Genomic DNA, 8498 nt, shown 5'->3' with positions numbered 1-8498 from the left:
ATTTCCTGGCGGAAAACCGCTTCGCACTTTTCCTGGAAATGCTCGTATCAGGCAGACAGTGCCTTGAACTCGGAGAGGATGGCTTCGCCCATCTCGACGGTTCCGACCTGGCGTGCGCCTTCGGCCATGATGTCGCCGGTGCGGATGCCCTTGTCGAGCACGGTGGCGATCGCCTTTTCCAGGTTGTCGGCTTCCGTCACCAGGTTGAAGGAGTAGCGCAGGCACATGGCAAACGAGGCGATCATGGCGATCGGGTTGGCGATGCCCTTGCCGGCAATGTCAGGGGCCGAACCGTGCACCGGCTCGTAGAGCGCCTTGCGCTTGCCGGTGACACCATCCGGTGCACCGAGCGAGGCCGAAGGCAGCATGCCGAGCGAGCCGGTCAGCATCGCCGCCACGTCCGACAGCATGTCGCCGAACAGGTTGTCGGTGACGATGACGTCGAACTGCTTGGGCTGGCGCACCAGCTGCATGCCGCCGGCATCGGCCAGCATATGCTCGAGCTGGACATCGGAATATTTCGCCTTGTGGGTTTCGGTCACCACCTGGTTCCACAACACGCCCGACTTCATGACGTTGCGCTTTTCCATCGAGCAGACRCGGTTGTTGCGGGTGCGGGCCAGTTCGAAGGCAACGCCGGCGATGCGCTCGATCTCGTAGGTGTCGTAGACCTGGGTGTCGATGCCGCGCTTCTGGCCRTTGCCGAGATCGATGATTTCCTTCGGCTCGCCGAAATAGACACCGCCGGTCAACTCGCGCACGATCAGGATGTCGAGGCCTTCGACCAGTTCCGGCTTCAGCGACGATGCGGCGGAAAGCGCCGGATAGCAGATGGCCGGGCGCAGGTTGGCAAACAGCTGCAGGTCCTTGCGCAGGCGTAAGAGACCGGCTTCGGGACGGACCTCGTAAGGCACGGCATCCCACTTCGGACCGCCGACGGCACCAAACAGCACGGCGTCGGCTGCAAGCGCCTTGGCCATGTCCCCTTCCGAAATCGCCTGGCCGTGGGCGTCATAGGCAGAACCGCCGACGAGGCCTTCGTCCGTCACGAAGCCGGCGCCAAGCTCGGCATTCATGTAGGCGATGATTTTGCGGACTTCCGCCATGGCTTCCGGGCCGATGCCGTCGCCGGGCAGAAGGAAGAGATTGCGCACTGTCATGGAAAGTCCTACAAGAAGACGCTGACCCTGAANCCTTCGTCCGTCACGAAGCCGGCGCCAAGCTCGGCATTCATGTAGGCGATGATTTTGCGGACTTCCGCCATGGCTTCCGGGCCGATGCCGTCGCCGGGCAGAAGGAAGAGATTGCGCACTGTCATGGAAAGTCCTTCTCGCGGGGAAAACTCGCGCGCGTCTTAGCGCAACTTCGTATCGAGGGAAATGATCGCGACGAAAGAATTGTGCGCCAACATCCCGGCCCCGCGCCGGTTACCGGAGAAACAGCGTGCACGCCGAAAGGGTGGAATTCTCACATCCGCGGCCCGAAGCCGCAACGCCCGCACACACACGGAAAAGGATCGAGATCATGCGCAATTTCACTCACGAGATCACGACGCTTCTCGGCGCCAGCGTCAATGCCCTTGTCTTCGGCAACCGTCGAGCCAGCGGTTCCCGTCGCTAGAACACAGTTCTTCGTGTCACTGCATGCCGCCACTCTTCGGTGGAGGTCTGTCTTGCCGTTCGCGCCTACCGATTTTCGCGAAGCGACCGTGCGCCTGGAAATCCTGGAGCGTTTTTGCAGTTCCCGTTTCGACATTCTCTCGGAGCAGCCTTTCCGCTTGACGGAATCGTTGGCTGGGGATCGAATGGTCGCTGACACAACCGGGGACCCGCCATGTCCGAGACGCTGCTGATCGGTGCCTTTCTCGCCGCCCTTTCCTATACGCTCATTCCCGGGCCGGCTTTTCTGGCCTTGCTCGGCATCGGTGCCGGCCAGGGCCGCAAGGCAGGCGCCCTGTTCATGGGCGGCCATCTCGCCGGCGATATCCTCTGGTCGGGCTTGGCGCTGGTTGCGATCGTCGGCGCGCGTTCGGTCGGCACGACGATCTTCGACATTCTCGGCCTCTTCTGTGGCCTCTATCTCGGCTGGATCGGCTGGACCGCGCTGCGCGCCCGGCCGACGGGCGAAAACAGGGCGCTGATCACGGTGGAGCGACCGCTCCGGCGCGGGCTTATCTTCGGCCTGACAAACCCGAAGGGGTATCCGGTGGCGCTCGCGACCTTCACCGCCCTGCTCGCCGGCTCCGCCAACGCGCTTGAATTCGACGCCCTGCCGATGCTGCTCGGCGTCTCGCTTATCGGCTTTCTCGTTGCCGACCTGATCCTGATCGTAATCATCGGCGCGTCGGTCGTTCGGCGTTTCTATCGCCACCATGAGCTGGCGATCGTTCGGCTCTCAGGGCTGCTGTTCATCGGCTTTGCCGTCCAGGCCGTGTGGCACGCCGCCCCCGGCCTTCTCGGTCTGCGCAAGCCCTGAAACCCAAGCCCAAGTCTTGACGCTGGGGCCGCCAGCAACCACCTCAAGCTCTTCCGCCCGACGTTGTCTCCAGCTGCGTGGGCGCTCCCCTCCCCGGCCATTAGCCGGCATCCGCATGCGAAAGGATCCTTCATGACCGCCAGCACCCCGCTCAATCCTGCCCTGACGACCTGGACCGGACATGAGGGCTTGCCCCGCTTCGACCTGGTGAAGGACACGGATTTCGCGCCCGCCTTCGAGGCGGCCTTCAAGGTGCATGAAGCGGAGATCGACGAAATCGCCGGAAGCACTGATGCGCCGACCTTCGACAACACCGTGATCGCGCTTGAGATTGCCGGCGATGAGCTGTCGCGCATCTCCTCGCTCTTCTGGAACAAGGCCGGCGCCGACACCAACGAAACCATCCAGGCGCTGGAACGCGACATCGCGCCGAAAATGTCCCGGCACTATTCCAGGATCGGCACGAATGCAGCGCTGTTCAAGCGGATCGACACGCTGTGGGAAAACCGCGAAACCCTCGGTCTCGACCTTGAGGCGACGCGGGTCCTGGAGCGGCACTGGAAGGGTTTCGTCAAATCCGGCGCGAAGCTGGCGAAGGATGAGCAGGAGCGGCTGGCGGCGATCAACGAGACGCTTGCCGGCCTCGGCGCCAAGTTCGGTCAGAACGTGCTTGCCGACGAAAAGAACTGGGCCCTCTTCCTTGAGAGCGACGAGGATCTGGCCGGGGTGCCGGACTTCCTGCGCGACGCCATGGCGGCTGCCGCCAGCGACCGCGGCGAAAAGAGCAAATATGCGGTGACGCTGTCGCGTTCGATCATCGAGCCGTTTCTGACCTTCTCCGACAATCGCGAGCTGAGGGAGCAGGCCTTCCGGGCCTGGATCGCCCGCGGTGAGAATGGCGGCGAGACCGACAATCGCGGCCTCATCGCCGAAACGCTGGCTCTGCGGGCCGAGAAGGCCAGGCTGCTCGGCTATGCCAATTACGCGGCGCTGAAGCTCGACAACACCATGGCCAAGACACCGGCAGCCGTGAACGGCCTGTTGATGCAGGTCTGGGAAAAGGCGGTCTCCCGTGCCCGCGAGGAAGAGGCCGATCTTGCCAAGCTGATCGCAGCCGAAGGCCGCAATCACGACGTCATGCCGTGGGACTGGCGCCACTATGCGGAAAAGCTGCGTGCCGAAAAGTTCAATTTCTCGGAAGGCGAGCTGAAGCCCTATCTGCAGCTCGAAAAGATCATCTACGCCTGCTTCGATGTCGCCCAGCGCCTGTTCGGCATCACCGCGACGGAAAAGAAGGGCATGGCCGGCTATCATCCGGATGTGCGCGTCTTCGAGATCCGCGACGCCGCCGGCAAGCTTGTGGCGCTGTTCCTCGGCGATTACTTCGCGCGTTCGTCGAAGCGCTCCGGCGCCTGGATGAGTTCGTTCCAATCTCAGCACAAGCTGACGCTCAAGAACGGCACCGTCGGCGAACTGCCGATCATCTACAACGTCTGCAACTTTGCCAAACCCGCTGAAGGCAAGCCGGCGCTCCTGTCGCTCGACGACGCGCGCACCCTCTTCCACGAGTTCGGGCATGCGTTGCATGGCATGCTATCCAACGTCACCTACCCCTCCGTATCCGGTACGGGCGTGTCGCGAGATTTCGTCGAACTGCCTTCGCAGCTCTACGAACACTGGCTGACGGTGCCGGATATCCTCAAGCGCTATGCGGTGCACTACCAGACCGGCGAGCCGATGCCCGAGGCGCTGCTCGACAAGGTGCTGGCCGCACGCACCTTCAACTCCGGCTTCGCCACGGTCGAGTTCACCTCGTCCGCCTTGGTCGACATGGCCTATCACACGGCGGAAACGCAGGGTGAGCCGATGGCGCTCGAAACGGCGACACTGGAAAAGATCGGCATGCCGAAGTCGATCGTCATGCGGCATCGCAGCCCGCATTTCCTGCATGTCTTCTCCGGGGACGGCTACTCTGCGGGGTACTATTCCTACATGTGGTCGGAAGTGCTCGATGCGGATGCGTTTGCCGCCTTCGAAGAGACGGGCAATCCTTTCGATCCCGTCATGGCGCGCAAGCTCAGGGACAACGTCTATTCGGTCGGCGGCTCCATCGATCCGGAAGACGCCTACAAGGGGTTCCGCGGCAAGCTGCCGAGCCCCGATGCCATGTTGGCCAAGAAGGGCCTGGCGGCCTGAGGCATGATTGTCGGTCCTACCGCGCCATCTGGCGCGATCGGCCCGACCACAGTGCGCGCGCCGTGTTGCGCGCCGCCTCGAAGTCGGAGGCGTTGCCGAGACTGCTCGGCGAAGGCCTGACCCTCAGTGCCGCCGTCTACAATCTCCTGGACAAGAAGGTCGAGCAGACGGATTTCAACACGGTGATGGAGGGCCGCCGTTTCTGGATGAGCCTGACGACAACGTTCTGAGGCCATCCGCCGGGGTCGCTGCCCCGGTCATCGACGGCGCCCGTTGCGGGCGCCGTTTTTCGTTGTCAGCCGGCCTGTTCGACGCCGAGGGTCGTAACAAAGCTCTGCATCCGCTTTGCCGCCAACTCGGGTCGATCAAGCACGTTGGCCTTGTCGGCAAGCCGGAAGATGTCGGAGTAGTGCAGCAGGCCACGCGCCGACTGCATGCCTGCCGGCATGGTGAAATGGCCCTGGTGGCCGTTCAGCCAGGCGAGGAAAACGACGCCGGCCTTGTAGTACTGTGTCGGCGTCTCGAAGATCTTGCGCGACAGCGGCACGGTCGGCTCGATGACGCCACGGAAAGTGGCCACATCGCCCTTGGCCAATGCCGCAAGCGCCTTGGAGGCGGAAGGTGCCACCGCATCGAAAATGCCGAGAAGTGCGTGACTGTATTTCGCGCCGTCGCCCTCGATGAGCTCCGCATAGTTGAAGTCATCGCCGGTGAAGCAAAGTACGCCCTCCGGCAGTCGGTTGCGCAAGGCGACTTCTTTGGCGTTGTCGAGCAGGGAGATCTTGATGCCTTCAACCTTGTCGCGGTTGGCCTGGATGATCGACAGCACCGCGTCGAGTGCCTCATTGAAATCGTCAGAGCCCCAGTAACCCTTGAGCTGCGGATCGAACATGTCGCCGAGCCAATGCAGCACGACCTTGTTTTTTGTCTGGCGCAGAATGTGACCGTAGACGTGGCGATAATCGTCGGGCGAGCGGGCGACGCGGGCAAGCGCGCGGCTTGCCATCATGATGGCGCGGCCGCCCTCACCCTCGACGAATCCGATTTGTTCCTCGTAGGCGGCAATCACGTCGTCGAGCGAGCGTGCCTCAGTGGGCGCCAGGTGATCGGTGCCCGCACCGCAGGCAAGGTCAGCGCCCGGCACGCTTCGCGCCTCGGTGAGGGAGCGGCGGATCAGTTCCTGCGCGCCCGGCCAGGCGAGGCCCATGCCGCGCTGGGCGGTGTCCATCGCCTCGGCGATCTTGAAGCCCAGGCCCCAGAGATGATGGCGGAAGGCCATCGTCCGCTCCCAGTCGATGGCGGCATTGCCCCAGGGATCGGCATCGCGAAACGGATCCGACACAACATGAGCGGCGGCATAGGCAATGCGATTGAAGGTTGGGGCGGCGCTTGGCCGCTCGATCGGGATGCCCGCCAGACTGTATCGCTCAAGTGAACCGTCATGGCGTGGCAGCGTCAGGCTTGTCATCGGCTTTCTTCTCCTCCTCGGATCGTTGCATTCGAATAATTTAGATCGTTCCAAATTTCAAGTGGGAAATCTGGCATCCGATGCCAATCGAGGTGCCAAGGCTCCGGAATGAAAAGAAAAATATGGCATAAGCCATTGTAAACAAGGATATTTATAAACAATTACAACGGTGATGCCGTGGATCTATTACCTGTATCGCTGGGACTGAGATGGCCATAGAATAGTACGGAAACCAAAAAAGTGATCCTCCACCTCTTGACGAATTTGGAACGTTCCAATTATGAATGTGAAAAATAAGGCGGGTTTGGGAGGGTGCTTTGGTCAAGGAACGGGTAACGGTGGTGGATATCGCACACGCAGCCGGCGTGTCGAAGTCGACCGTGTCGCTCGTCCTTCAGGGCAGCTCGCTGGTCAACGAGGTGACGCGCGCCAAGGTCAACGCGACCATTCGCGAGCTTGGTTACGTCTACAATCGCAGCGCTGCCAACCTGCGCCAATCGAAGTCGAAGATCATCGGCATCGTCGTCAACGACCTGACCAACAGCTTCTTTGCCGAACTGGCGGTTGGCGTCGATACCGTGGTGCAGTCAGCCGGCTTCGTCCAGTTTCTCGCCAACACGAATGAAAAGATCGAGCGGCAACGCGAGGTCGTGGCGTCCATGCGCGAGCATGGGGTCTCCGGGCTGATCATCTCCCCGGCGCGCGGCACCGAGGCTGCCGATCTGGCGCCTCTGGTCGATAGCGGCATCCCCGTCGTGCTCGTCGTTCGCGATATCGCCGACGCGGGCGTTTCATCGCTGACGTCTGACAATCATGCCGGCGCCATGGCGGCGGTGCGCCACCTGATCGAGCGGGGTCATCGGCGCATCGCGTTCCTCGGTGGTTTCCACGACACCGCCGTATTCGAGGCGCGCATGCGCGGCTACCGCGAAGCTTTGCTCGAGGCGGGACTTGATGCGGCCGAGGCGCTTGTCATCGGCTCGGCGCCATCGCGCGCCGGCGGTGTCACGGCCATCGAGCAGGCGATGATGCTTTCCGACCGGCCAACGGCCGCGCTCTGCTTCAACGACGCGGTCGCATTCGGTGTCTGCGACGGCCTGCGGGCGCGGCGGCTGGAGCCGGGCGCCGACTTTGCTGTGATCGGCTTCGACGATGTGATCGAGGCGAAGACGGCGGTGCCGGCACTGACGACCGTGTCCGTCGATCCGCAAGGCATGGGGCAGAGGGCGGCGGAATTGCTGCTGAAGCAGATCAATGCGGGCAAGGCGGAGGCCGAAGCGATTATCGGTTCGGTGCGTCTCGTCGTTCGCCAGAGCTGCGGTGCTGCGATCGAGCGCAGAACGAGGGAGGCATTGTCATGAACAGATGGGGTCTGATCGGCGCGAGCACGATCGCGCGCGAATGGGTCATTGGCGCAATTCGCGCCACCGGTGGCGAAGTGGTTTCGGTGATGAGCACCAGCGCTGAGCGCGGTGCTGCCTATGCCACGGAAAATGGCATCGGCAAGTCGGTGACGTCGGTCGAGGAACTGGTCGGTGATCCCGATGTTGATGCCGTCTACGTCTCGACCACCAACGAGCTGCACCGCGAGCAGACGCTGGCGGCAATTCGGGCCGGCAAGCACGTGCTATGTGAAAAGCCCTTGGCGATGACGCTGGAGGATGCGCGCGAAATGGTTGTCGCCGCACGCGAAGCCGGCGTGGTGCTTGGCACCAACCATCACCTGCGCAACGCCGCTGCCCACCGGGCGATGCGGGATGCCATCGCCGAAGGGCGGATCGGCCGGCCGATCGCGGCACGGGTCTTCCATGCGGTCTATCTGCCGCCGCATCTGCAGGGCTGGCGGCTGGAGCGGCCGGAAGCCGGTGGCGGCGTCATTCTCGACATTACCGTGCACGATGCCGACACCTTGCGCTTCGTCCTTAACGACGATCCGGCCGAAGCCGTTGCCATCAGCCATAGCGCCGGCATGGGCAAGGAGGGGGTGGAGGACGGCGTCATGGGGGTGCTGCGCTTCCAGTCGGGCGTCATCGCCCAGTTCCACGATGCTTTCACCACCAAGTTTGCCGAGACCGGGTTCGAAGTCCACGGCACGGAGGGGTCGCTGATTGGCCGCAACGTCATGACGCAGAAGCCGGTCGGCACCGTCACCTTGCGTAATGCCGAGGGCGAAAGCCAACTGCCGCTCGATCCGGCCAATCTCTATGAAACCGCCCTTGCGGCGTTTCATTCAGCTATCGAAGGCCATGGCCAGCCCTCGGCAACCGGCGAGGACGGTGTCTGGTCGCTGGCAACCGGCCTTGCGGTCGTCAAGGCGGCAGCGACCGGTCAGGCGGCTGCGATCGAAACGGGACTTTGA

7 protein-coding genes are annotated in these 8498 nt (G+C 62.8%); 5 read left to right on the top strand and 2 right to left on the bottom strand.

Annotated elements, in window-relative coordinates; all coding sequences use genetic code 11:
- Positions 1-47: 47 nt before the first annotated feature.
- Positions 48-1160 carry a 3-isopropylmalate dehydrogenase gene (gene leuB / locus ASD02_RS25645; RefSeq protein ID WP_057258488.1) on the bottom strand — a complete coding sequence of 371 codons (1113 nt, stop codon included), beginning with the start codon at positions 1158-1160 and terminating at the stop codon, positions 48-50.
- A gap of 673 nt (positions 1161-1833) precedes the next feature.
- Here leuB and ASD02_RS25640 point away from each other — a divergent pair.
- From ASD02_RS25640 to ASD02_RS38530, 3 genes are all read left to right on the top strand, one after another.
- Positions 1834-2475, top strand: a complete 642-nt coding sequence (locus ASD02_RS25640; protein ID WP_025425268.1) for a LysE family translocator — start codon at positions 1834-1836, stop codon at positions 2473-2475.
- A gap of 132 nt (positions 2476-2607) precedes the next feature.
- Positions 2608-4671, top strand: coding sequence for a M3 family metallopeptidase (locus tag ASD02_RS25635; protein WP_025425267.1), 2064 nt, complete (start codon positions 2608-2610; stop codon positions 4669-4671).
- Between the two features lie 92 nt (positions 4672-4763).
- On the top strand, positions 4764-4901 hold the full coding sequence (locus tag ASD02_RS38530) for a hypothetical protein (RefSeq protein ID WP_156408076.1): 138 nt from the start codon (positions 4764-4766) through the stop codon (positions 4899-4901).
- A 65-nt stretch (positions 4902-4966) separates the two neighbouring features.
- On the opposite strand, the gene ASD02_RS25630 is transcribed toward ASD02_RS38530, so the two are convergent.
- Positions 4967-6139, bottom strand: a complete 1173-nt coding sequence (locus tag ASD02_RS25630; RefSeq protein WP_025425266.1) for a dihydrodipicolinate synthase family protein — start codon at positions 6137-6139, stop codon at positions 4967-4969.
- A gap of 317 nt (positions 6140-6456) precedes the next feature.
- Between ASD02_RS25630 and ASD02_RS25625 the strand changes: the two genes are divergently transcribed.
- Positions 6457-7500, top strand: coding sequence for a LacI family DNA-binding transcriptional regulator (locus ASD02_RS25625; RefSeq protein ID WP_025425265.1), 1044 nt, complete (start codon positions 6457-6459; stop codon positions 7498-7500).
- Positions 7497-8498: a Gfo/Idh/MocA family oxidoreductase gene (locus ASD02_RS25620; protein WP_025425264.1), complete on the top strand. Its 1002-nt coding sequence runs from the start codon at positions 7497-7499 to the stop codon at positions 8496-8498. Before ASD02_RS25625 ends, ASD02_RS25620 begins: the two co-directional genes overlap by 4 nt.

Origin of the sequence: Ensifer sp. Root1252, assembly GCF_001425885.1 — a bacterium.
Taxonomy (GTDB): Bacteria; Pseudomonadota; Alphaproteobacteria; order Rhizobiales; family Rhizobiaceae; genus Ensifer; species Ensifer canadensis.
This window is presented reverse-complemented; position numbering and strand designations above follow the sequence as displayed.